Raw genomic sequence first — 23,572 nt, 5'->3', positions numbered from 1 at the left:
GGGTTTCCCCGCCCGGATCGGGCACTGCCCGTCAGTTCTTGAAGTGGTAGTACGTTTCGTTCAGCCATGCGGCGATGTCCGTCACTTCTTCCGGAAACAGATTGGCATTGGTGCCTGCATTGCACTGCTCCACCTTGCTCTGCAACTGGCTGGCGTTCTTGATGGCCTGCCCCGGGCGGTAGATGTCCTTGCCGTCGCGCGCCCATTTCATGGCATGGCATGCATCGCACTGGTGCGCGGCCACGAGCTTGCCGCCGTCGACGGGTTTCGCGTCCTTGAAGAGTGCCGGCACCTGTGCATGCGAAGCTGTGGCCAGCAGCATTCCGAACATGAAGGCCAGTGTGCGGGGTGCGGGGTGCATGGTGGATGTCTCCTGGATCTGGAATGCCGCAGTATCAGCCATTGAGCTCCCTGCGTGCGGTTTCCAGGCGCCGATCGAGCAGGCCGGAATAGAAATCGTTGTCGCCGCCTGCCAGGCGGGGCGCCACTTCCCTGCCCCCTTGGCCGAAGAAGAGCACCGTAGGCGCCACCTTGATGTCCCAGGCGCGTGCCAGCGCCGCGTGCGTCGTCGCCTGGCCCGCCAGATCGACGGTGGCGCGCTGTTCCAGCATGTCGATCTGCACCACCTGCAGGCCTTCGCGCTCGTGCATGGGGCCGAGATAGTTGTTGCGCACCACTTCGCAAAACGGGCAGCCATGCAGGCTCACCATGACCACCAGTGGCTCGTGCTTCGCCAAGGCTTGTTTCAGCTCCTGCGGCAGGTTGGCGGACGCGGGCAGGGTGCGGCCCGCAGCCAGGGCGTTTTGCAGCGGAACGACGCTGGCCATGCAGGCCAGCAGCAGATGGCGCCGGTTCACCATCGCCTGCACACCCAGGGGTTTCATTGGGCTTCGTGCTCCATCAGCAGGTAGGTGTTGTAAGCGTTCATGCGGTTGGCGGCGCCGAAGAGCGGCATGTGTTCATACTGGCTCCAGTCCGTTGCCTTGTAGGCCTCGTCGAACGGCGTCATGTCCTCGGCGGCCTGGCCCATGGTCTTGCGCAGGTACCGCAGGTAGTCGCGCGTGAACTGCATGTCCCTGGCGGCGTCGGTGGAGATGTCGCCATGCCCCGGGACCACGACCTGGACACCGAGTTTCAGCAGTTCATCGAGCGACTGGATCCAGTGCCCGCTGTCGGCGTCGCCGACGTAGGGAATGCGGCCGCGAAACACCAGGTCGCCGCAATACAGCGTCTTGCGCTGCGGCAGCCAGACGGCGACATCGTCCGCGGTGTGCGCCGGCCCCACCGGCAGGAGCTGGATCTCGGTATCTCCCACCGTCAGCTTGGTGGGCCCGGTGATCCATTGGTCCGCGGGCACCAGTTCGGTCTTTTCATCGATCCAGGGCGCGAGCTCGGTGCGCGAGGCCTGCAGGCGCAGCCGGGCGGTTTCGGAGTAAAGGTATTCCCGCGCTGCTTGCTGCGCGATGATCTTCGCTCCCAGCGCCTTGAAGACCTGCAGGCCGTAAATATGGTCCGCGTGATAGTGCGTGAGGATGACCGTGGAAATTTTCCTGGGCGTGACCTTGCGGATTTCCGCGACGAAGCGTTCGGCCGCCGCGGGAGAGCCCAGTGCATCCACCACCACCACGCTGTCGCTGGTGACGATGAAACCGGCGTTGGAGATGAAATTCTGATTGGACGAGGAGCCCATCTCGGACACTCCTTCGACATACCAGCAGCCTGGCGAGGCCTCGCGGGCCTTCATCTCCGGCAATGCCGCCAGGCTGTGGCGGGCAAAACCCGTGCCCGCCGCCGTCAGCAGCGACCATTGCAGCAACCTTCGCCGATTCAGTCTCTCGACCATCATTCACCCCATTTGTATAAGCAATTGCTGAATTGATTATCTACATTGTGACCGCGTTTGGCAAAGCCCGCCGCACACAGCAATCCGTCGATAGATGCCCGTGCGTGTGCCCCCCGTGATTGACCATCCGGGGACAGGCCTGTACCGTCGCGCCTTCATGCAACCCCAAGACAGGAGACAAGCGTGCACAGCAATCTTCATCGCAGGCGTGTCCTGCAGGTGGCCGCTTGCGCGGCAGCCGGCGCCATTGCAGGCCCGGCCTTGGCGCGCAGCGATTGCGCCGTATTCACCCGCGAAACGCAGGAGCAGGTAGCACCCGATGCCGCACTCAAGCGGCTGCAGGAGGGCAATGCGCGCTTTGTGGCCGGTGAAACGGTGCACTGCGACCTGCGCCGGCAGGTGCGCGAGACCGCGGGTGGCCAGGCGCCGTTTGCCGCCGTGGTCGGCTGCATCGACAGCCGCGTGCCGCCCGAGCTGGTATTCGATCAGCGCATAGGCGATATCTTCGCCGCGCGCGTGGCGGGCAACATCGTGAACGACGACATCCTCGGCAGCCTGGAATTCGCCACGCAGCTGGCCGGTGCGCGGCTCATCGTGGTGCTGGGCCACACCGAGTGCGGCGCCATCAAGGGTGCGGTGGACGACGCCAGGCTGGGCCATCTCACCGGGCTGTTGGCGCAGATCCGCCCCGCGCTCACGGCGCTGAAATACGAAGGCGTGCCCAGCTCCAAGGACAAGGCGCTGGTGCAGCGCGTGGCCGAGCGCAATGTGCACGACAACGTGGCGCGGGTGGCTGCGGCCCCCGTGCTGGCCGCGCGCCTTCAGGCGGGGCAGCTCAAGGTGGTGGGCGCCATGCACGATGTGGCCACGGGAGTGATCCGCTGGTTCTGAATCGGCAAAAAACGGCCACCCGCGGGTGGCCGTTGCGTTGTACTGCGTGGCGCGGGTTTATTGCGCCAGCTGCGCGTGCATCTCCTGCACCGAAATCACGCCGAGTTGCTGCATCGCTTGCATGCCCTGCACCGCGGCCTCGGCACCGAAGATGGTGGTGATGGTGGGCACGCGGTTGGCCAGCGCGCTGGTGCGGATCGCTCGGCTGTCGGCAATCGCGTTGCGCCGCTCTTCCACGGTGTTGATGACCAGAGCGATCTCGCCGTTCTTGATCATGTCGACCACGTGCGGGCGGCCTTCGGTGACCTTGTTCACCGTGGCGCAGGCGATGCCCGCCGCCGTGATGGCCGCCGCCGTGCCGCGCGTGGCGATCAGGTTGAAGCCCATCGCGGCCAGATCGCGTGCGATCGCCACCGCCTGGGGCTTGTCGTGGTTCTTCACGGTGAGGAAGACCTTGCCGACGGTTTTACCGGCCTTGGGCGGATGCGGCAGGCGTTCGCCCGCGCCGATCTCGGCCTTGATGTAGGCCTCGCCGAAGGTCTTGCCCACGCCCATCACCTCACCGGTGGATTTCATCTCGGGGCCCAGGATGGTGTCCACGCCGGGGAACTTGACGAAGGGGAAGACCGCCTCTTTCACGCAGAAGTAGGGCAGCTTGGGCTCTTCATGAATGCCTTGCGTGGCCAGCGTGTCGCCGACCATGCAGCGCGCCGCTACCTTGGCCAGTTGCACGCCGGTGGCCTTGGAAACGAAGGGCACGGTGCGGCTCGCGCGCGGGTTCACCTCCAGCACGTAGATCACGTCTTCCTTGCCACCGCCTTCAAGCGGCTTCTCTTGAATCGCGAACTGCACGTTCATCAGGCCCACCACATTCAGCCCCTCAGCCATCGCGGCGGTCTGGCGCTTGAGCTCGGCCACGGTGGCGGTCTTGAGGTAGTAGGGCGGCAGCGAACAGGCCGAGTCGCCCGAGTGCACGCCGGCCTGCTCGATGTGTTCCATCACGCCGCCGATGTAGACCTTGCCATCGCTGTCGCGCACCGCGTCCACATCGCATTCGATCGCATCCGACAGGAAACGGTCGAGCAGCACCGGTGAATCGTTGCTCACCTTCACCGCCTCGCGCATGTAGCGCTCCAGGCCGAGCTGCTCGTGCACGATTTCCATCGCGCGGCCACCGAGCACGTAGCTCGGGCGCACGACCAGCGGGTAGCCAAGGGCGGTCGCTTTTTCGATGGCCTCTTCCTCGGTGCGCGCGGTGGCGTTGGGCGGCTGGCGCAGCTTGAGCTGTTGCAGCAGGTGCTGGAAGCGTTCGCGGTCTTCGGCGGCGTCGATCATGTCGGGGCTGGTGCCTATGATGGGCACGCCCTCGGCAGCGAGCGCCAGTGCCAGTTTCAAGGGTGTCTGTCCGCCGTACTGCACGATGACGCCGGCGGGCTTTTCCTTGTCGACGATCTCCAGCACGTCTTCGAGCGTCAGCGGCTCGAAGTACAGGCGATCTGACGTGTCGTAGTCGGTGGACACCGTCTCTGGGTTGCAGTTGACCATGATGGTCTCGTAGCCGTCCTCGCGCATCGCGAGCGCCGCATGCACGCAGCAGTAGTCGAACTCGATGCCCTGGCCGATGCGGTTCGGGCCACCGCCCAGCACCATGATCTTCTTCTTGTTGGTGGGCTCGGCCTCGCACTCTTCGTCGTAGCTCGAATACATGTAGGCGGTGCTGGTGGGAAATTCACCGGCGCAGGTATCGACCCGCTTGTACACCGGGCGCACGCCCTGCGCATGGCGCGCATCGCGCACCGCCTTCTCGCTGGTCTTCAGCAGCTTCGCAAGCCTTCTGTCGGAAAAACCTTTTGATTTAAGCGCGAGAAGCTCTTCTTTCGATAGCTTGGCGACGGCTTGCTCGCCGTATTGCTCGGTGTGCTGATCGAGGTCGAGCTCGATCTTCACGATCTGCTCGATCTGCGCGAGGAACCACGGATCGATCTTGGTGAGCTGGTGCACCTCAGCCACTGACAGACCCATCGCGAACGCGTCGCCCACATACCAGATGCGCTCGGGGCCGGGCGCACCGAGTTCCTTTTCCAGCAGCTCGCGGTCCTGCGTCTTCTCGTTCATGCCATCGACGCCGACTTCCAGACCGCGCAGCGCCTTCTGGAATGACTCCTGGAAGGTGCGCCCGATCGCCATCACCTCGCCCACGCTCTTCATCTGCGTGGTCAGGTGGCTGTCGGCGGCAGGGAATTTCTCGAAGGCAAAGCGCGGCACCTTGGTGACCACGTAGTCGATCGAGGGCTCGAACGAGGCGGGCGTGATGCCGCCGGTGATTTCGTTTCTCAGCTCATCAAGCGTATAGCCCACCGCGAGCTTGGCCGCGACCTTGGCGATCGGGAAGCCCGTGGCCTTGGAAGCCAGCGCCGAAGAACGCGAGACGCGCGGGTTCATCTCGATCACGATCATGCGGCCGTTGGCTGGGTTGACCGAGAACTGCACGTTCGAGCCGCCGGTATCGACCCCGATCTCACGCAGAATGGCGATGCTCGCATCGCGCATCACCTGGTATTCCTTGTCAGTCAGCGTCTGCGCGGGTGCGACGGTGATCGAGTCGCCGGTGTGCACGCCCATCGGGTCCAGGTTCTCGATCGAGCAGATGATGATGCAGTTGTCGGCGTGGTCGCGCACGACTTCCATTTCGAACTCTTTCCAGCCCAGGAGAGATTCCTCGATCAGGAGCTCGTGCGTGGGCGAGGCCTCCAGCCCGCGCTTGCAGATGAGCTCGAATTCCTCGGGGTTGTAGGCGATGCCCCCGCCCGTGCCGCCGAGCGTGAAGCTGGGGCGGATCACCGTGGGGAAGCCCACCTTCTTCTGCACGGCCCAGGCATCGTCCATGCTGTGCGCGATCCCTGAGCGCGCCGATTCGAGGCCGATGCGCGTCATCGCGTCCTTGAACTTGAGGCGATCCTCGGCCTTGTCGATGGCCTCGGGGCGCGCGCCGATCAACTCGACGCGGTATTTGTTCAGCACGCCGTTGCGCCACAGGTCGAGCGCGCAGTTCAGCGCGGTCTGCCCGCCCATGGTCGGCAGGATGGCGTCGGGGCGCTCCTTGGCGATGATCTTCTCGACCGTTTGCCAGGTAATGGGCTCGATGTAGGTGACGTCGGCCGTGGCCGGGTCGGTCATGATCGTGGCGGGGTTGCTGTTGATCAGCACCACGCGGTAGCCTTCCTCGCGCAGCGCTTTGCAGGCTTGCACGCCGGAGTAGTCGAACTCGCACGCCTGGCCGATGATGATGGGGCCGGCGCCGATGATGAGAATGGTTTTGAGATCTGTACGTTTTGCCATGGTGTTCTTGCTTTATTCGGTAATGGGCAGGCTGGCGGGGCGGCGGGCCAGGTGCTGCAGGAGTTTTTCGGCGCGCTCGGGCGGCAGGTTTTTCTGCATCAGTTGCAGCAGGCCGTCGCCTTCTATCAGCGGGCGCAGCACGGCGGCTTCGGCTTCGTGAAAGCTCACGTCCCACTCGGCAAGCGCTTCATCAAACGTGGCGACGTCCCAGGTCTTGCCCTTCGCCACCAGGGTGACCAGCGGCATGGCCTTGCGTTCGATAAAGGCCTTCTTGTAGGGCTTTTGCTGCCAGTGGGCGGTGAACCATGTGCGCTCCTCACCCTGCAGCGAGAGGATGCGTTTGGCGATCGCTTTTTCCAGCATGGCCTGCGGGAAGCTGAAGAGTTTCATCGTGCTGCTGCGCGGCGGCCGTTCACTGTGCCTTGGCCGCGTGCAGCAGGTCGGCGAAGCGGTCGAACAGGTAGTCCACGTCGTGCAGGCCGGGCGAGGCTTCGGGGTGGCCCTGGAAGCTGAACATCGGCTTGGCCTTGCACTGCATGCCCTGCAGCGTGTTGTCGAACAGGCTGATGTGCGTGGCGCGCAGGTTGTCCGGCAGCTGCTGCATGTCTACCGCGAAGCCGTGGTTCTGGCTGGTGATGGCCACGCGGCCGCTGTCCAGGTCCTTCACCGGGTGGTTGGCTCCGTGGTGGCCGTGCGTCATCTTGAAGGTTTTGGCGCCACTGGCCAGCGCCATGATCTGGTGGCCCAGGCAGATGCCGAACACCGGAATGTCGCCCGCCATGATGGAGCGCACGGCAGTCACCGCGTAGTCGCAGGCGGCGGGGTCACCAGGGCCGTTGGAGAGGAAGATGCCGTCGGGCTTCATCGCGAACACCTCGGCGGCGGGCGTCTGCGCGGGCACCACCGTGACGCTGCAGCCGCGTTCGGCCAGCAGGCGCAGGATGTTGCGTTTGATGCCGAAATCGTAGGCCACCACGCGGTAGCGCGGCTCATCGAGCGTGCCATAGCCCGTGCCCAGTCGCCACTTGGTCTGGTTCCAGACGTAAGGCTCCTTGGTGCTGACCACCTTGGCCAGGTCCATGCCGGTCATGTCGGGCACGGCCTTGGCGGCGGCGATGGTCTCGGCAATCCGTTCCCTGGTGATGGTTTCATCCGCGGCCAGCGCCAGGATGGCGCCGTTTTGCGCGCCGTGCTCGCGCAAGTGGCGCGTGAGGCGGCGCGTATCGATGTTGGCGATCGCCACCGTGCGGTGGTGCGTGAGGTAGGCGGGCAGTGTTTCGATCATGCGCCAGTTGCTCGCCAGCAGCGGCAGATCCTTGATGATGAGTCCGGCGGCCCAGACTTGTCCGGCTTCGTTGTCTTCTTCGTTGGTGCCGGTGTTGCCGATGTGCGGGTAGGTGAGGGTGACGAGTTGCCGGCAATAGCTGGGATCGGTGAGGATCTCCTGGTAGCCGGTCATCGCGGTGTTGAACACCACCTCGCCGCTGGTGCTGCCTGGGCTGCCCACTGAGTTGCCTGTGAAGACCGTTCCATCGGCCAGCGCGAGGATCGCGGGCGGGAAGGTTTGCTTGAGTGACGAAAGCACGGGGTTCTCCGAAAAAAGCTCGGGTCGCCCGGTCGCGCTCGGAATGGATGGCATCCTGAGCGCGGTTTCGTGAAGCTTGCTTGGGATGCTGCCGGGCGACTGTTGTGTGTGAAAGCCGCCCATTTTAAACGGTTGCAGCCCAGACCGTTGGCTTCTGGCGAAATTTGATGCAATGCAGCATGATTGTGAATGGGACAATCGGGACATGACGACCTCCGTGAACGCCGATCCGGCCGAACTCGAAAAATTTTCTGAGCTTGCCCACCGCTGGTGGGATGCCGACGGCGAATTTCGCCCGCTGCACCAGATCAACCCGCTGCGCCTGGCGTGGATCGATGGCATTGCGCCCTTGGCGGGCAGGCAGGTGCTGGACGTGGGCTGCGGCGGCGGCATTCTGGCGGAATCCATGGCCGGCAAGGCGGTGCAGGTGACGGGGATCGATCTCGCCACCAAGCCGCTGCGGGTGGCGCAGCTGCATGCGCTGGAGGCGGGCATGACCAACCTGGCGTACCGCGAGGTGAGCGCCGAGGCGCTGGCGGAGGAAAGCCCGGCTGGCTTTGATGTCGTAACCTGCATGGAAATGCTGGAGCATGTGCCCGACCCGGCCTCGGTCGTTGCCGCCTGCGCACGCTTGGTCAAGCCTGGCGGCTGGGTGTTTTTTTCCACCATCAACCGCAATCCGAAGTCGTTCGCATTCGCCATCGTGGGCGCGGAGTACGTGCTCAAACTTCTGCCGCGCGGCACGCACGAGTGGAACAAATTCATCACCCCCAGTGAACTGGCCAGCGCCTGCCGCGCGGCCGGTCTGGACGTGCTGCACACCCGCGGCATGCAGTACAACCCGCTCACGCGCCGCTATTGGCTCGATGGCGATACCAGCGTGAACTACCTCGTTGCCACGCAGCGGCCGGCGGCATGAGCGGCGCGGTGTTTCACGGCATCCGGGCGGTGCTGTTTGATCTGGATGGCACCTTGATCGACAGTGCGCCGGATCTGGGCGCCGCCGCCGAGCAGATGCGCCTGGCGCGGGGGCTGCAGCCGCTGGGGCTGGCCGCCTATCGGGCTTATGCCGGCATGGGCGCGCGCGGCATGATGGGCGTGGCGTTTGGCGTGGCGCCCGATCAGCCAGCGTTTGCCGCGCTGCGCGAGGAATTCTTCGACCGCTACGAGGCCTGCATCCACCACCGCACGCAGGTGTTCGAGGGGGTGCTGCCACTCATTGAAGCGCTGCAGGCGCGGAGCTTGCCATGGGGTGTGGTCACCAATAAATACGAGCGGTTCACCCGCCTGATTGCTGCGCGCCTGCCCCTTTTTGCGACCAGCAGCGCGTTTGTGAGCGGCGATACCACGGCGCACATGAAGCCGCATCCCGCTTCGCTGCTGGAGGCCTGCGGGCGGCTGCAGCTTGCGCCGTCAGACTGCATCTACGTGGGTGATGACGAGCGCGACATGCTGGCTGGGCGTTCGGCGGGCATGGGGACGGTGGCGGCGCTCTATGGCTACCTTGGCGTCGATGCGAATGCGCAGGGCTGGGGCGCGGATGCCAGCGTGGAACACCCGATGCAGTGCCTGGACTTGCTCGGTTAGATTCCCGCCACTGCGCCGCCATTGCGCCGCCACTGTCTGGGACAGCTTCCCCGTCGCACTCTTGTTTCGCTGATTCGGGGCGAAAAGTGCCTCCAGCGCATATAGAGCAAGCGTAGTCAGCTATTGAAAATAAATGGCAGGCTGGGCTGGGTGCCCGCACCCAACGCGGCGCGCGGGCAATGTGCACACCCGGCGTCGGTCGCGCGGGACTTGGCTTGCATTAGGATTTACACGTTTTTTCCGCTCATCAGCCAACCGGGGAGTTCCGTGATGCGTGTGTCCTGTCTTGCCGCCGTAGCGACGGCGGTGCTGGGTCTGGCGGGGTCGGCGCTGGCCGCGCGGGCGGCGGATGATGCGTGCTACCAGAAGGCGCAAACCCAGGCCCAGCTGAACGCCTGCGCCTCGGCCGCGCTCAAGCGCGAGGACGATCAGCTCAACCAGCTCTACCGGCAGATCATGGATCGTCTGGGCGCGGACCAAAAGGCGCGCGACCTGCTGACGCATGCCGAGCGCGACTGGTTGCGGTTTCGCGGCAGTGCCTGCAGCTTCACCGCGATGCGTGTGGCGGATGGCAGCATCTACCCGATGATGATGAACGACTGCATGGCCGGGCTGACGCGGACGCGCAACATCGAACTGCAGGACCATCTGGCCTGCTACAAGGGCGGTGAGCAGGCGGCGGCCCAGTGCGCGGTGCCCGGGCCTGCGATGAAATGATGCATCCGCCTCGGCGCCGCCGCCCTGCTGCATGGCTCGCGGGCATCTGGCTGGCCTTGCTGGTGCTGGCCGCGGGGGCGGCAGGGGCGCAAACGGCGTCTGGCAAAACGCTGGCGGTGGGCGTCGCCATCGCCCCGCCTTTCGTGATGGAGGAGGGCGGGCGCACCACGGGCCTGGCGATCGAACTGTGGGAAGAACTGGCGGCGCGTGACGGCCGTGCCTTTGAATACCGCCGCTACGCCAGCTTCGGCGAGCTGCTGGATGCCGTGAGCGCCGGCCAGGTGGATCTGGCGATCAGCAGCCTGACGATCAACCAGGAGCGCGCGCGGCGCATGGACTTCACCCAGCCGTGGTTCGATGGCGGCATGCGCATCATGGTCAGCACCGAACAAGGTAGCGGCTGGCTGGGGTTTGTGCGTGGCATGCAGCGCGCGGGCTATGCCAGGGCGTATGCATGGATTGCGTTGGCGTTGCTGGTGGCTACCTTGCTGTTCACGCTGTTCGATCGGCGCTTCGACAAGGCATTTCCGCGCCGCTGGCCTGACGGCCTGGCCGAGAGTTTCTATACCGCGATGAAATTTGCCGTCAGCGGCCAGACGCCGGTGCGCAAGAACTGGTTTGGCTGGCTGGGGCGCATCTGGCAGGCGCTGCTGCTTTTGTGCGGCATTGCGGTGGCGGCCTTCGTCACCTCGTCGGTCACCAGTGTGATGACGGCGCAGACGCTGCGCAGCCAGATCAGCGGCGTGAACGATCTGCGCGGTGAACCGGTGGGCGTGCTCGCTGGCACCGTGGAGGAATCCTATGCCCGCGACCAAGGCTTGGCGGTGCGGACCTATCCGGATTTGGCGCAGGCCAGCCGCGCCCTGAGCGATGGCCAGGTGCGCGCGGTGATTGCCGATGCGCCGGTGCTGGAATACCACGTGCACGCCAACCCGGGTAGCGGCTTGGCGGTCGTGGGGCGGGTGTTCAACCGCGACCGCTACGGTTTTGCCCTGCCGCGCGGCAGCGCGCTCACCGTGCCGCTGACCCTGGACGTGCTGGGCGCACTGGACCGAGGGCGGGTGGAAGCGCTGAAGCGGCGTTATTTCGGCGCAGCACCCTGAGCCCGCGGCCTGTCAGTTGTTCTGGATGGTCTTGAAGAACGCCAGAATGTCGTTGATCTGGTCTTCCTTCAGCGTACCGCCCCAGGTCGGCATGCCGGCGTCGGGGCGGCCTTCCTCGATGGTTTGCTTGGCCTCTTTCAGCCAGTCGTCGCCGTACTTGCCCTTGAGCCGGCGCAGGTCGCGCGCGCGGATGGGGCTGGCGCCGTTGGGCGAATGGCAGTGTGAACAGGTGCTGTTGAACAGCTCGCGCCCGGCTGCCGCCGGGTCGGCGGCAGCCACTGCCATCATCCGGTAGGGCGAGGGCTGCCCGTAGGGTGTACCACCGGCAGCCGTCGGCACCAGTGCGACGTCGGCGGGCCCGGCCTGGACCTGTGCCATGCCTACCGCCACGGGTTGGCCTTGCGGAAAGCCGTATTTATCAGCGAGTGCCGTGATCTGGGGGCGCAGTTCGGTCAGTGCGGCGTCGATGCGTGCCAGCAGCGCGGCATCTTTTGCCGGCACGGCGACCGCGACCTGGTGGTCCATGTGTTCACCCGCGACCGGCGTCACGCGCCAGCGGCCGTGATAGCGGGTGAGGTTGTCGTAGCCCGCGGCGGGCCCCCACATGAAGGCGACATCGATTTCACCCTTGTCCAGCGCCGCGAGGATCTCGGCGTCGGTGCGGTAGGTGACGGTGGTGTAGCCACCCTGCGCCGCCAGGACGATCTGCGGGGTGGACGCAAATCCGACGCCGATGCGCTTGCCCTTGAGGTCGGCCAGCCGCGAGAAGCTGAATGATGGCGGCGCCACCACGGCGTAGGCGACATCCAGGAAGGCCTGGGTGCGCTTCATGCCGCGCGTGCCGTAGTCCTTGTCGGCCGGCAGGGCGAAATAGGCATCGCACTTGCCGGCGAGGATGGTGTTGCGCAGCGCCTTGCGCTGGTTCATCGAAAGCCACCAGACGTATCGCGGCTGCGCGCCGAGCTTCTGCGCCACCAGGTTGGCCAGATCCACGTACAGGCCATGCTCGGCGCCTTCGGCCTTGCTGTAGGGGAGATTGTCCGGGTCGCTGCAGATGCGCAAGGTTTCGGCGGATGCAGCCGGCGCCGCCAGGGCGCCAGCTGCCAGCACTGCAGAAACCAGACCCCAGATCCATGCTGTCTTGAGGTTCATGGTTTCACACTTTCTTCATCAGTTCAGGGCAAAGACGAACAGGGTGCCGCCTTCGGAGCTCGCGTTGACCACGTCCGCGCCGATGTCTCCCATGAAGGCCGGGATGCTTTCGGTGCGGCCCGAGACCACGGCGACATACTGCTTGCCGTCCAGGGTGTAGGTCATCGGTGCGGCCGAGATGCCGGAGCCGGTGTTGAAGCCCCAGAGCTGCTTGCCGCTCTTGGCGTCATAGGCGTTGAACCAGCCTTGCACATTGCCCTGGAAGACGATGCCGCCGGCCGTGGACATCGTCCCGCCCGTCCATGGCAGCGGGTTCTTGTCCAGCCAGGCCTGCTTGTGCGTCACCGGGTTCCATGCCGTCAGCCCGCCCATGTAGTCGCCCTTCACCGGCTTCTTGACCTGGAAATCATTGCCCAGGTAGAAGGCGCCGCGCTTGTACTCCGGCTGCGTGTCGACCATGTCCATGCACAGGTTGTTGGTCGGGATGTAGACCAGGCCCGTGGACTGGTCGTAGGTCATGGGCATCCAGTTCTTGCCACCCAGCAGGCTGGGGCAGATGTCCACCGCCTTGCGGTCCATGCCGGGGCGCATCTTGTTGCCCGGGGTTTCCACCGGCCGGCCCGTCGCCAGATCCACCTTGCTGGCCCAGTTCATGTCAACGAAAGGTTCGGCTGAAATCAGCTTGCCGTCGGCGCGGTTGAGCACATAGAAGAAGCCGTTGCGGTTGGCGTGCATCAGCACCGGCGTCTTCTTGCCGGCTATGCTCAGGTCGCCCAGCACCATTTCGTTCACGCCGTCATAGTCCCAGGCGTCGTGCGGCGTGAACTGGTAGTGCCACTTGATCTGGCCCGTGCCCGCATCCAGTGCCACCACGGACGCGGTGTACAGGTTGGTCTGCTCGCCGATGTCGGAGGTGTCGCTGCCGCGCACCACCGCCGCCCAGGGCGAGGGGTTGCTGGTGCCGTAGTACACCAGATTGAGCTGGGGATCGTAGGAGCCGACATACCAGGCGGCGCCGCCGCCGTTCTTGGCCGAATCGCCCTTCCAGGTGTTGCCGTTGGGCTCATCGGGCAACGGCACGGTGTAGGTGCGCCAGACCTCCTTGCCGGTTGCCTGGTCGAGCGCGACGATGGAGCCGCGCGCGCCATACTCGCCGCCGCCGTAGCCGGAAATCACGAGGTTTTTCACCGCGGTGGGCGGCGAGGTGATGACCGAGCCGTTCTTGTAGTCGGTGATGGCCGTCTTCCAGAGTTCCTTGCCCGTCTTGGCATCGAGTGCGACGACGTTGGCATCCAGGCGACCGACGAAAATCTTGCCATCGCTGTAGGTCACGCCGCGGTTGCCGACGTCGCAGCAGGCGTACTGGTCTATGCCCTTGGGCACGTCCGGCTGGTAGCGCCATTTGAGCGTGCCGGTCCTGGCATCCACGGCAAACACCGTGGCGGGGCCGAACGAGGAGGTCACGTACATGGTGTCGCCGATGACGATGGGCGTGGATTCCTGCGAACGCAGCGAGCCGAGCTGCAGCGTCCATTTGACATGCAGGTTGCCGACGTTCCTGACCGTGACCTGCGCGGCCTTGCTGAAGCGTGTGTTGCCGGCGTCGCCGCCATACGTGCCCCATTCCTGGGCGTTCGCCAGGCTGGCGGCAAAGAGAAGCGCCGATGCTGCCGCCGTCAGAGCAAAAGCGCTTCGCTTCATCGTTCTGTTAAGCATGAATAGTCTCCCGGTGGTTGCAGGCGGGCTGAGCCCTCAACCCCCTGGCGGCACCCGGCTCCCGTTTGGCTGCGGCGCTGCGTTTCCATTATCAAAACGCGCCTGCGCGGCAGCAACGCGGCGTGTAACAGCAGCCTTGCCGGCTGGTCGTGCCTTCGATGGCTGTGAAAAGACCTGTAAAGCCGCCTGCTGCACGCGTGACCGTTGTTACGCTTGAATTACCGGCCGGCAATGAAAATGCTCAAAGCAACAAACTGACACGTTCGCGCACCCTGGGCAGCAACTCGGCCTCGAACCACGGGTTGTGCTTGAACCAGCCGTTGTTGCGCGGGCTGGGGTGCGGCAGCACCAGGGTGTGCGGCCACCAGCGCTGCCATTCCTGCACGGCGCGGGTCACGCCCAGCTTGCGCGCCTCGGGCAGGTGCCAGGCCAGGGCGTACTGGCCGATGAGCACGGTCAGCTCGATGTTTGGCAGCTGGGTCATCACGCGCTTGCGCCACAGCGGCGCGCATTCGGGGCGAGGCGGCGCGTCGCCCGAGCCCTGGGCGGCGCGGCCGGGGTAGCAAAAGCCCATGGGCACGATGGCCACTTTCTCGCGGTCGTAGAAAACCGCGTCGCTCATGCCCAGCCACTGGCGCAGGCGCCGGCCGCTGGCGTCGTCGAAAGGGATGCCGCTCTGGTGCACCTTGATGCCGGGCGCCTGGCTGGCCAGCAGGATGCGCGCGCCATGCCCGGCCTGCAGCACGGGCCGGGGGCCCAGCGGCAGAAAGGGGGCGCAGACGGTGCAGGCGCGGATTTCGCGCAACAGCTGGTTGAGAGATCGTTGGGAAGCCATGCGCGCATTGTCCCGCCCGCAAAGGCAGCGGGCCGCTACCATCGTGCACACCACTACTTGCTTATCCAGCAGCCATGAATTCGAGCCCGCATGTTCCTTTGGCCGAACGCCTGCGCCCGCACACGCTGGCCGAGGTGATAGGCCAGCAGCAGGTGCTGGGGCCGGGCAAGCCGCTGCGCCTGGCGTTTGAATCGGGGCAGCCGCATTCCTGCATCCTCTGGGGGCCGCCGGGCACCGGCAAGACCACCATTGCGCGGCTGATGGCGCGGGCGTTTGATGCGCAGTTCATCGCGATCAGCGCGGTGCTGGGCGGCGTGAAGGACATCCGCGAGGCGGTGCAGCAGGCCGAAGCCGCACGCGATGGCCTGGCGCCGCAGCGCACCATCGTCTTCGTCGATGAGGTGCACCGCTTCAACAAGAGCCAGCAGGATGCCTTTCTACCGCATGTGGAAAGCGGCCTGTTCACCTTTGTCGGCGCGACCACGGAGAACCCCTCGTTCGAGGTGAACGGCGCGCTGCTCTCGCGCGCCACGGTGTACGTGCTGCAGCCGCTCACGCCAGAGGATTTAAAGGAAATAGTGGTCCGAGCGCAGGCACAGCAAGCGCTGCCAGCTATCGAAAACGATGCAATCGAACACCTGGTGGCCTATGCCGACGGCGATGCGCGGCGGCTTCTCAATACGCTGGAGCAGCTCGCCGTCACCGCGCAGCAGACGCGGGTGGAAACGATCACCGATGCCTGGCTGCTGCAGGTGCTGGGCCAGCAGATGCGCCGCTACGACAAGGGCGGCGAGCAGTTCTACGACACCATCAGCGCGCTGCACAAATCGGTGCGCGGCAGCGACCCCGACGCCGCGCTGTACTGGCTGGTGCGCATGCTCGACGGCGGGGCCGATCCGCGCTATCTGGCGCGGCGCATCGTGCGCATGGCCTGGGAGGACATCGGCCTGGCCGACCCGCGCGCGATGCAGATCACCAATGAAGCGGCGCAGACCTACGAGCGCCTGGGCAGCCCCGAGGGGGAACTCGCGCTGGCGCAGGCGGTGATTTACCTCGCCGTCGCGCCCAAGAGCAACGCCGGCTACACCGCCTACAAGAAGGCGCGCGCCCTGGTGGCCCAAGAGGGCACGCGGCCGGTGCCGCTGCAGCTGAGGAATGCCCCGACCAGGCTCATGAAGCAGCTCGATTACGGCAAGGGCTACCGCTACGCGCACGACGAGGAGGGTGGATTTGCGGCGGGCGAGACCTACCTGCCCGAGGGCATGGCGCCGCCCGGGTTTTACGAACCGGTGCCGCGCGGGCTGGAGATCAAAATCGGCGAGAAGCTGCGGGAGCTGCGCGCCCGCAATGCAGGAGCCGCCAATGCAGCGCCGCGCGAATCCGATTGATGGTGGTTCAGGCGATCGCCACGCGCATCATGTTGGTGGAGCCGCTTTCGCCGAACGGCAGGCCCGCGAGGATCACGATGGGGTGGCCGGGCTGCGCGAAACCCTGGCTGCGCGCGACTTCGGTGGCCATGGGCGCGAGCTGGTCGAGCGATGCCGGGTCGGCCACGTGCACCGAATGCACGCCCCAGGCCAGCGCCAGCTTGCGCGCGGTGCCCAGGTGCGGCGACAGACTGAGGATGGCGGAGCCGGGCCGCTCGCGCGCAGCGCGCAGGCTGGTGCGGCCGCTGCTGGTGTAGCTCACGATGGCGTCGGCCTGCAGCAGCTCTGCGGCGCGCCGCATGGCGCAGCACACGGCCTGCGTCACGTCGCGGGCGTTCGCTTCGGCGGCGGCCTGCGAGGCTTCGATGAGCTGGCGGTACTGCGTGTCGGCCTCGGTGCCCTCGATGATGCGGTTCATCATGGTCACGGCCTCGACCGGGTACTTGCCGGCCGCCGATTCGGCCGAGAGCATCACCGCGTCGGCGCCGTCGTAGATGGCGGTGGCCACGTCGGAGGCCTCGGCGCGCGTCGGCACGGGGCTTTCGATCATGGATTCGAGCATCTGCGTGGCGACGATCACCGGCTTGCCGAGCTTGCGGCAGAGCTTGACGATGCGCTTCTGGATGGCCGGCACCTGCTCGGCCGGCATCTCCACGCCCAGGTCGCCGCGCGCCACCATCACCGCATCGGTGGCGGCCACCACATCTTCCAGGCGTTCGATGGCGGAAGGCTTTTCCAGCTTGGCGAGCAAACCGGCGCGGCCGTTGATGAGCTGGCGTGCCTCCATCAGATCTTCGGGCCGCTGCACGAAGGACAGCGCGACCCAGTCGGCGCCCAGTTCCAGCGCGGTTTCCAGGTCGGTGCGGTCCTTGGCGGTGAGCGCCGAGATGGGCAGCACCACGCCGGGCACGTTCACGCCCTTGCGTTCGGAAAGACGCCCGCCGACCAGCACCGTGGTATCGGCCGATGCCGCGTCGCAGCGCTCGACGCGCACGCGCAGCTTGCCGTCATCGAGCAGCAGCTCGGCGCCGGGCACCAGCGCGGCAAAGATCTCGGGGTGGGGCAGGTTGACGCGCTCTGCCGTGCCCGCTGCCTTGTCCAGGTCAAAGCGGAATTTCTGGCCTGCCTGCAGCTGCACCGGGCCGCTCTCGAACACGCCCACGCGCAGCTTGGGACCTTGCAGGTCGGCCAGGATGCCGATGGGGCGGCCGGTTTCACGTTCCACCGCGCGCACGGCGGCAAAGCGCGCGGCGTGGTCTTCCTTGGTGCCGTGGCTGAAATTCATGCGGAACACATCGGCTCCGGCAAGAAACAGCTTGCGGATCATGTCTGGGCTGGAGCTGGCGGGGCCGAGGGTGGCGACGATCTTGGCGCGGCGGGTACGGTGCATGGCGGTGTGGTGATGGTTGAGCGTGAGGCGTGAGGCGGTGCATCGTGCTCAGGCGGTGATGAGCACGACGCGAAAGTCATTGACGTTGGTGAGCGTGGGGCCGGTGATGACCGAATCCCCCAGCGCCTCGAAGAAGCCGTGGCCGTCGTTGGCGTCCAGGCTGCGCTGTGGATGGATGCCCTGGGCGAAAGCGCGTGCGAGCGTGTCGGGGCTGGCCACGGCGCCCGCGATTTCCTCCATGCCATCGACACCATCGGTGTCTCCCATCAGCGCGTGGATGCGGGCGTGGCCGCGGGCGGCGATGGCGAACGACAGCAGGCATTCGACATTGCGCCCGCCGCGGCCTTTGCCCCGCAAGGTCACGGTGGTCTCGCCACCCGACAGGATGGCGCAGGGCGTCTTGAACGGTTCGCCGCGTTCGGCCACCTGCAGCGCCAGCGCCGCCAGTACCTTACCCACATCGCGCGCCTCGCCTTCGATGGCGTCGCTCAGGATGTGGGGCGTATAGCCGTGCTGGCTGGCCACCGTGGCGGCGGCCTGCAGCGCCTGCTGCGGCGCGGCGACGATGTGGGTGGTGATGTTTGCCAGGCGCGGATCTTCGGGTTTGACCGATTCACCGGCGCCGCTCTCCAGCACCTGGCGCACCTGCGCGGGGAGCTCAATGCCGTAGCGCTGCACGATGCCCTGCGCATCCTGGCAGGTGCTTGCATCGCCCACCGTGGGGCCGGAGGCGATGTCGCGCGGCGCGTCGCCCGGCACGTCCGAGAGCAGCAGCGTGATGACGCGCGCCGGGTGGCAGGCCGCGGCAAGACGCCCGCCCTTGATGGCCGAAAGATGACGGCGCACGGTGTTCATCTCGCTGATGCTGGCGCCGCTGGCGAGCAGCGCGCGGCTGACCTGCTGTTTGTCTTCCAGCGTGAGCCCCGGCAGCGGCAGGGGCAGCAGCGAGGAGCCGCCGCCGGAGATCAGGCACAGCACCACGTCGTCCGCCGCGAGGCTCTGCGCCAGCGCCAGCATGCGCTCTGCCGCCGCAAGCCCGGCGGCATCGGGCACCGGGTGCGCGGCCTCCACGATTTCGATGCGCTCGCAGGGCACGCTGTAGCCGTAGCGCGTGACGACCAGGCCGGTGAGCGCGCCCGGCCAGTGGTCCTCGACCGCGCGCGCCATCGCCGCCGATGCCTTGCCCGCGCCCAGGACCACGAGCCGGCCCTTGACGTCCTCGGGCCGTGGCAGGTGCGGCGGCACGCACAGCGCCGGCTGGGCCGATGCGATGGCCGCATCGAACATGGCACGCATCAGCGCACGCTCGGTCATGGTGCTCATCCGGCCTGCTGGCCGATCTCGAAGTTGGAGAGCTTTTCCAGCGCGCGCACCATGCCGGAGTGGTCCCAGCCTTCGCCGCCGTGGGCCACGCAGGCGGAAAAGAGCTGCTGCGCCGTACCGGTGGCAGGCAGCGCCAGGCCGAGCTGGCGCGCGGCGGTGAGCGCAAGGTTCAAATCCTTCTGGTGCAGCTTGATGCGGAACCCCGGGTTGAAGGTGCGCTTGATCATGCGTTCGCCCAAAATTTCCAGAATGCGCGAGGTGGCCAGGCCCCCCAGCAGCGCCTCGCGCACCTTGGCCGGGTCGGCACCGGCGCGCGCGGCAAACAGCAGGCCTTCGGAGACGGCGTTGATGGTCAGCGCCACCACGATCTGGTTGGCGACCTTGCAGGTCTGGCCGTCGCCCGTGCCGCCCACGCGCGTGATGTTCCTGCCCATGCAGGCAAGCACCGGCTGCACGCGCTCGAACACCTCGGGCTTGCCGCCGCACATGATGGAGAGCGTGGCGTTCTTCGCGCCCACGTCGCCGCCGGAGACCGGGGCGTCGATGTAGTCGCAGCCCAGTGCTTCGATTTTTGCGGCGTATTCCTTGGTTTCCACGGGCGAGATCGATGACATGTCTATGACCACCTTGCCTTTGGAAAGCCCTTCGGCCACGCCGTTTTCATCAAACAGCACCTTGCCCACGTCAGGCGTGTCCGGCACCATGATGATGACGATGTCGGCCTTCTGCGCCACCTCCTTGCCGCTGGCGCAGGCGCTGCCGCCGGCTTCCATCAGTTCACCCGGCACCGTGCCGCGGCTGTGCAGAAAGACCTTGTGCCCGGCCTTGATCAGATGCCCCGCCATGGGCGTGCCCATGATGCCCAGGCCGATGAAGCCGATGTTGATTTGCTGTGTACCCATGGTGCAGATTCCCTTTGGTTATGCGGCGGATGTCATGCGGTGAGGGCCTTGATCCAGCCCAGGCCGGCTTCGGTGGTGCCCGCCGGCTTGTATTCGCAGCCGATCCAGCCGTCGTAGCCGATGCGGTCCAGGTGCTGGAACAGGAAGCGGTAGTTGAGCTCGCCCGTGCCCGGCTCGTTGCGCCCCGGGTTGTCGGCGAGCTGGATGTGGGCGATGTGCTTGAGCTGCTTTTGCAGCGTGGCGGCGATCTCGCCTTCCATGCGCTGCATGTGGTAGATGTCGTACTGGATGAAGAGGTTGTCCGAGCCCACCTGCTCGATGACCTCCAGTGCCTGCGCGGTGCGGTTCAGGTAGAAGCCCGGAATATCGAAGGTGTTGATCGGCTCCATCACCAGGCGCAGGCCGGCGGCCTTGAGCTCGCCCGCGGCAAAGCGCAGGTTTTCGACGAAGGTCTGCTGCACCTGGTGCGCATCGGCGCCCGCGGGCACCTTGCCGGCCAGGCAGTTGAGCTGCGGCGCGCCCAGCGCCTTGGCGTAGGCGATGGCTTTGGCCACGCCGTCGCGGAATTCGGCGGTGCGGGCCGGGTCGCAGGCCATGCCGCGATCGCCCGCATCCCAGTCGCCCGCGGGCAGGTTGTGCAGCGCGAGTTGGAGGCGGTATTCCTCGAGCAGCGCCTTGATTTCCTCTGGCTTGTAGGCATAGGGAAAGAGGAACTCCACGGCATCAAACCCGGCCGCGCGCGCGGCGCCAAAGCGCTCGAGGAACGGGCGCTCGGTGAAGAGCATGGTGAGGTTGGCGGCAAATGTCGGCATGGCGATCCTTTCAATCCAGCAGGGCCAGGGCAGTGGGGGCATCGGCGCCGCTGCCGGCGAGTTCTTCGAATTCGTTCACATTGTCGATCTCCGTGCCCATCGCGATGTTGGTCACGCGCTCGAGGATCACTTCGATCACCACCGGCACCCGGAATTGCTCCATCCAGGCCTCGGCCTGCTGGATGGCGGGGGCAATCTCCTTTTGCTCGTGCACGCGGATCGCCTTGCAGCCCAGGCCTTCGGCGACCTTCACATGGTCTATGCCGTAGCCCTTGACCTCGGGCGAATTGATGTTCTCGTAGGCCAGCTGCACGCAGTAATCCATGTCGAAACCGCGCTGGCTCTGGCGGATCAGCCCGAGGTAGCTGTTGTTCACCACGATGTGGATGTAGGGCAGCTTGAATTGCGCGCCGACGGCGAGCTCTTCCACCAGGAACTGGAAGTCGTAATCGCCCGAGAGGGCAACGATCTTGCGCTTGGGATCGGCCACGCGCACGCCCAAAGCGGCGGGCAGCGTCCAGCCCAGTGGCCCGGCCTGGCCGGCGTTGATCCAGTGGCGCGGCTTGAACACATGCAGGAACTGGCCGCCCGCGATCTGCGACAGACCGATGGTGGAGACATAGCAGGTGTCGCGGTCGAACGCATTGTTCATGCACTGGTACACGCGCTGGGGCTTGAGCGGCACGGTGTCGAAATTGGTCTTGCGCAGGTACTGGAGGTCCTTCTTGCGCGCCTGGCATTCATCCGCCCAGCCGCTGAAGTCGCGCAGCTTGCCCGCCTGCTTCCATTCCTTGGCGACCTGCACGAAGAGCTCCAGCGCGGCCCTGGCGTCGGAGACGATGCCGAGCTCGGGCGCGAAGATGCGGCCGATCTGCGTCGGTTCGATATCCACATGCACGAAGCGCCTGCCCTTGCAGTACACGTCGGTCGAGCCGGTATGGCGATTCGCCCAGCGGTTGCCTATGCCGAGCACAAAGTCGCTGGCAAGCATGTTGGCGTTGCCATAGCGGTGCGCGGTCTGCAGGCCCACCATGCCGGCCATCAGCGGGTGGTCGTCCGCCATGGCGCCCCAGCCCATCAGCGTCGGCACCACGGGCACGCCGGTGAGCTCGGCAAACTGCACCAGCAGATCGGCCGCATCGGCGTTGATGACGCCGCCGCCTGCGACGATCAGCGGCCTGGCGCATTCGTTCAGGATGGCGAGCGCCTTCTCCACCTGCTTGCGCGTGGCCGCCGGCTTGTAGGCTGGCAGTGGCTCGTAGGTCTCGATGTCGAACTCGATCTCGGCCATCTGCACGTCAAACGGCAAATCGATCAGCACCGGCCCGGGGCGACCGGAGCGCATCAGGTGAAACGCCTGCTGGAACACGCGCGGCACCTGGGCGGGTTCCAGCACCGTGGTGGCCATCTTGGTCACGGGCCTGGCGATGCTGGCGATGTCCACCGCCTGGAAGTCTTCCTTGTGCAGCCGGGCGCGCGGCGCCTGGCCGGTGATGCACAGAATCGGAATCGAATCCGCGCTGGCGGAATACAGCCCCGTCAGCATGTCGGTGCCGGCCGGCCCCGAGGTGCCCAGGCACACGCCGATGTTGCCGGCGACTGCGCGGGTATAGCCCTCGGCCATGTGCGAGGCGCCTTCCACATGGCGCGCGAGCACATGGGCGATGGTGCCGCGCTCCTTGAGCTGGGCGTACAGCGGGTTGATGGCGGCACCGGGCACGCCGAAGGCTTGCGTGATGCCTTCCTTTTCCATCACCAGCACCGCGGCCATTGCGGCTTTCATTTTTGCCATTGCCATTACTCCTTGGAAACTTGGATTGCGTTGGCGGCTATCGTCGTTTCGCGGGCCATCGGAGGGAAGGTGGCTATTGCGCATGACGCTTATTCCGTGATGGAATAGAGCGATGGACCGCATCCAGGACATCCGCCTTTTCATCCGCATCGTTGACCTTGGCTCGTTCAGCAAGGCCGCGCAGGAGCTGGGCATAGGCCAGCCGGCCGCCACCAAGCAGATCAACCGCATGGAGCAGCAGCTGGGCGCGCGGTTGCTGCACCGCACCACGCATGGCGTGAGTGCTACGGAAATCGGCCTGCTGTACTACGAAAAATGCAAGCTCATCTGCCTGCATGCCGATGAGGCGAGCTCCGTGGGCACGCTGCTGCAGACCCAGGCCGAGGGCAGCATGCGCATCAGCTCATCGGTCGCCTTCGGGCGGCGCGTGATGGCGCCGCTGGTGCTGGAATTCATGCGCATGAACCCGCAGCTGCAGATCGAGCTGCTGTGCGACGACCGCTATGTCAACCTGGTGGAGCAGGGCGTGGACGTGGCGGTGCGCCTGGGCAAGCTCGCCGATTCCACGCTGGGCGCGGCCTGGCTGGGCGTGAACCCGTGGGTGCTGGTGGCGTCCGGCGCCTACCTCAAGGAACATGGCACGCCGCGCAAGCCCGAGGATCTGGCGCGCCACGGCGTGCTGATCTACAGCAGCGTGCAGGGCGATGAGCGCTGGCACTTCACCGGGCGCGCCGGTGAACACCGCAGCGTGGCGGTGCGCGGGCGGCTGCGCTCCAACAACCTCTCCATGCTGCTGCTGGCGGCGCGCAGCAGCATGGGCGTCGCCGCGCTGCCGCGCTATGTGGCGCAGCGCTCGCTGATCGATGGCGCGGTCGTGAGCCTGCTGGACGCCTGGCAACTGCCGCAGCAGGAGGTGCATGCGGTCTTCCCCTCGCCGCGCCTGGTGCCGGCCAAGGTGCGCCAGTTCATCAGCTGGATGCAGGGGCAGTTCGGGCGCGAGTGGTGGGAGCGGGGGGAGGGGTGAAACGCACTCCGCTGGCCGACCATATGTTCTGCGGCGCTGGGGTGGCTTGTTCAGTCAAAATGCTGTTCAGTGATGCTTCATCAGTCAGCCGTTCAAGAGAAGAGACCATGCATGCAAAGGGTTTTTGGCTGAGC

General features: G+C 65.9%; 21 protein-coding genes. 7 read left to right on the top strand and 14 right to left on the bottom strand.

Going from position 1 to position 23,572, the window contains the following annotated elements; all coding sequences use genetic code 11:
- Positions 1 to 31 precede the first annotated feature (31 nt).
- The 3 genes from K320_RS0106000 to K320_RS0105990 are packed head-to-tail and all read right to left on the bottom strand — an operon-like array spanning position 32 to position 1,846.
- Positions 32 to 361: a hypothetical protein gene (locus K320_RS0106000; RefSeq protein ID WP_024537940.1), complete on the bottom strand. Its 330-nt coding sequence runs from the start codon at positions 359 to 361 to the stop codon at positions 32 to 34.
- Positions 362 to 395: 34 nt separating this feature from the next.
- Positions 396 to 884: a thioredoxin family protein gene (locus K320_RS0105995; protein ID WP_024537939.1), complete on the bottom strand. Its 489-nt coding sequence runs from the start codon at positions 882 to 884 to the stop codon at positions 396 to 398.
- Positions 881 to 1,846 (bottom strand): MBL fold metallo-hydrolase, encoded by a 966-nt coding sequence (locus tag K320_RS0105990; RefSeq protein ID WP_245593828.1) that lies wholly within the window; start codon positions 1,844 to 1,846, stop codon positions 881 to 883. Before K320_RS0105990 ends, K320_RS0105995 begins: the two co-directional genes overlap by 4 nt.
- Before the next feature lie 180 nt (positions 1,847 to 2,026).
- Between K320_RS0105990 and K320_RS0105985 the strand changes: the two genes are divergently transcribed.
- Entirely contained in the window at positions 2,027 to 2,734 is a 708-nt protein-coding gene (locus K320_RS0105985; protein WP_084301179.1) for a carbonic anhydrase family protein, read from the top strand.
- Positions 2,735 to 2,791: 57 nt separating this feature from the next.
- Here the strand turns inward: K320_RS0105985 and carB are convergent, their stop codons facing one another.
- Genes carB through carA form a run of 3 tightly spaced genes read right to left on the bottom strand, consistent with a single transcriptional unit; the run spans position 2,792 to position 7,658 of the window.
- Entirely contained in the window at positions 2,792 to 6,073 is a 3,282-nt protein-coding gene (gene carB / locus K320_RS0105980; RefSeq protein ID WP_024537936.1) for a carbamoyl-phosphate synthase large subunit, read from the bottom strand.
- A gap of 12 nt (positions 6,074 to 6,085) precedes the next feature.
- Positions 6,086 to 6,463 carry a hypothetical protein gene (locus K320_RS0105975; RefSeq protein WP_024537935.1) on the bottom strand — a complete coding sequence of 126 codons (378 nt, stop codon included), beginning with the start codon at positions 6,461 to 6,463 and terminating at the stop codon, positions 6,086 to 6,088.
- Between the two features lie 22 nt (positions 6,464 to 6,485).
- Positions 6,486 to 7,658, bottom strand: coding sequence for a glutamine-hydrolyzing carbamoyl-phosphate synthase small subunit (gene carA / locus K320_RS0105970; RefSeq protein WP_024537934.1), 1,173 nt, complete (start codon positions 7,656 to 7,658; stop codon positions 6,486 to 6,488).
- Positions 7,659 to 7,863: 205 nt separating this feature from the next.
- Between carA and ubiG the strand changes: the two genes are divergently transcribed.
- The 4 genes from ubiG to K320_RS0105950 all read left to right on the top strand — a co-directional run bounded on the left by ubiG (position 7,864) and on the right by K320_RS0105950 (position 11,065).
- The gene (ubiG, locus tag K320_RS0105965) at positions 7,864 to 8,577 is read left to right on the top strand and encodes a bifunctional 2-polyprenyl-6-hydroxyphenol methylase/3-demethylubiquinol 3-O-methyltransferase UbiG (protein WP_024537933.1); all 714 of its coding nucleotides are present in this window, start codon (positions 7,864 to 7,866) and stop codon (positions 8,575 to 8,577) included.
- Entirely contained in the window at positions 8,574 to 9,245 is a 672-nt protein-coding gene (locus K320_RS0105960) for an HAD-IA family hydrolase (RefSeq protein WP_024537932.1), read from the top strand. Before ubiG ends, K320_RS0105960 begins: the two co-directional genes overlap by 4 nt.
- Before the next feature lie 270 nt (positions 9,246 to 9,515).
- On the top strand, positions 9,516 to 9,962 hold the full coding sequence (locus K320_RS0105955; RefSeq protein WP_024537931.1) for a lysozyme inhibitor LprI family protein: 447 nt from the start codon (positions 9,516 to 9,518) through the stop codon (positions 9,960 to 9,962).
- Positions 9,959 to 11,065, top strand: coding sequence for a transporter substrate-binding domain-containing protein (locus K320_RS0105950; RefSeq protein WP_156913842.1), 1,107 nt, complete (start codon positions 9,959 to 9,961; stop codon positions 11,063 to 11,065). Before K320_RS0105955 ends, K320_RS0105950 begins: the two co-directional genes overlap by 4 nt.
- A 12-nt stretch (positions 11,066 to 11,077) precedes the next feature.
- Here the strand turns inward: K320_RS0105950 and K320_RS0105945 are convergent, their stop codons facing one another.
- The 3 genes from K320_RS0105945 to K320_RS0105935 all read right to left on the bottom strand — a co-directional run bounded on the left by K320_RS0105945 (position 11,078) and on the right by K320_RS0105935 (position 14,768).
- A complete protein-coding gene (locus K320_RS0105945) occupies positions 11,078 to 12,217 on the bottom strand; it encodes a c-type cytochrome (protein ID WP_024537929.1) in 1,140 nt (379 codons plus the stop codon).
- 18 nt (positions 12,218 to 12,235) lie between these two features.
- Positions 12,236 to 13,933: a PQQ-dependent dehydrogenase, methanol/ethanol family gene (locus tag K320_RS0105940; RefSeq protein WP_156913840.1), complete on the bottom strand. Its 1,698-nt coding sequence runs from the start codon at positions 13,931 to 13,933 to the stop codon at positions 12,236 to 12,238.
- Between the two features lie 241 nt (positions 13,934 to 14,174).
- On the bottom strand, positions 14,175 to 14,768 hold the full coding sequence (locus K320_RS0105935) for a uracil-DNA glycosylase family protein (RefSeq protein WP_024537927.1): 594 nt from the start codon (positions 14,766 to 14,768) through the stop codon (positions 14,175 to 14,177).
- A 74-nt stretch (positions 14,769 to 14,842) separates the two neighbouring features.
- Between K320_RS0105935 and K320_RS0105930 the strand changes: the two genes are divergently transcribed.
- Positions 14,843 to 16,156: a replication-associated recombination protein A gene (locus tag K320_RS0105930; RefSeq protein WP_024537926.1), complete on the top strand. Its 1,314-nt coding sequence runs from the start codon at positions 14,843 to 14,845 to the stop codon at positions 16,154 to 16,156.
- A gap of 7 nt (positions 16,157 to 16,163) precedes the next feature.
- Here the strand turns inward: K320_RS0105930 and pyk are convergent, their stop codons facing one another.
- From pyk to gcl, 5 genes are read right to left on the bottom strand one after another with little or no spacing between them, the layout of a single operon-like run.
- Entirely contained in the window at positions 16,164 to 17,585 is a 1,422-nt protein-coding gene (pyk, locus tag K320_RS0105925; RefSeq protein ID WP_024537925.1) for a pyruvate kinase, read from the bottom strand.
- 48 nt (positions 17,586 to 17,633) lie between these two features.
- Positions 17,634 to 18,908, bottom strand: coding sequence for a glycerate kinase type-2 family protein (locus tag K320_RS0105920; RefSeq protein WP_024537924.1), 1,275 nt, complete (start codon positions 18,906 to 18,908; stop codon positions 17,634 to 17,636).
- The gene (locus tag K320_RS0105915) at positions 18,905 to 19,810 is read right to left on the bottom strand and encodes a 2-hydroxy-3-oxopropionate reductase (RefSeq protein WP_029695861.1); all 906 of its coding nucleotides are present in this window, start codon (positions 19,808 to 19,810) and stop codon (positions 18,905 to 18,907) included. The genes K320_RS0105920 and K320_RS0105915 overlap by 4 nt, the downstream gene beginning before the upstream one ends.
- Before the next feature lie 32 nt (positions 19,811 to 19,842).
- The gene (hyi, locus tag K320_RS0105910; RefSeq protein ID WP_024537922.1) at positions 19,843 to 20,622 is read right to left on the bottom strand and encodes a hydroxypyruvate isomerase; all 780 of its coding nucleotides are present in this window, start codon (positions 20,620 to 20,622) and stop codon (positions 19,843 to 19,845) included.
- A gap of 10 nt (positions 20,623 to 20,632) precedes the next feature.
- Complete coding sequence (gene gcl, locus K320_RS0105905; protein WP_024537921.1) at positions 20,633 to 22,414, bottom strand: glyoxylate carboligase; 1,782 nt, start codon at positions 22,412 to 22,414, stop codon at positions 20,633 to 20,635.
- A 112-nt stretch (positions 22,415 to 22,526) separates the two neighbouring features.
- Here gcl and K320_RS0105900 point away from each other — a divergent pair, with 112 nt between their 5' ends.
- Positions 22,527 to 23,438, top strand: coding sequence for a LysR family transcriptional regulator (locus K320_RS0105900; RefSeq protein WP_024537920.1), 912 nt, complete (start codon positions 22,527 to 22,529; stop codon positions 23,436 to 23,438).
- The last annotated feature ends 134 nt before the right edge of the window (positions 23,439 to 23,572 follow it).

The sequence above is a fragment of the Comamonas badia DSM 17552 genome (genome assembly GCF_000484635.1).
Classification (GTDB): domain Bacteria; phylum Pseudomonadota; class Gammaproteobacteria; order Burkholderiales; family Burkholderiaceae_C; genus Comamonas_C; species Comamonas_C badia.
The sequence above is the reverse complement of the archived record's forward strand: the minus strand, read 5'-3'. Positions and strand labels throughout refer to the sequence as shown.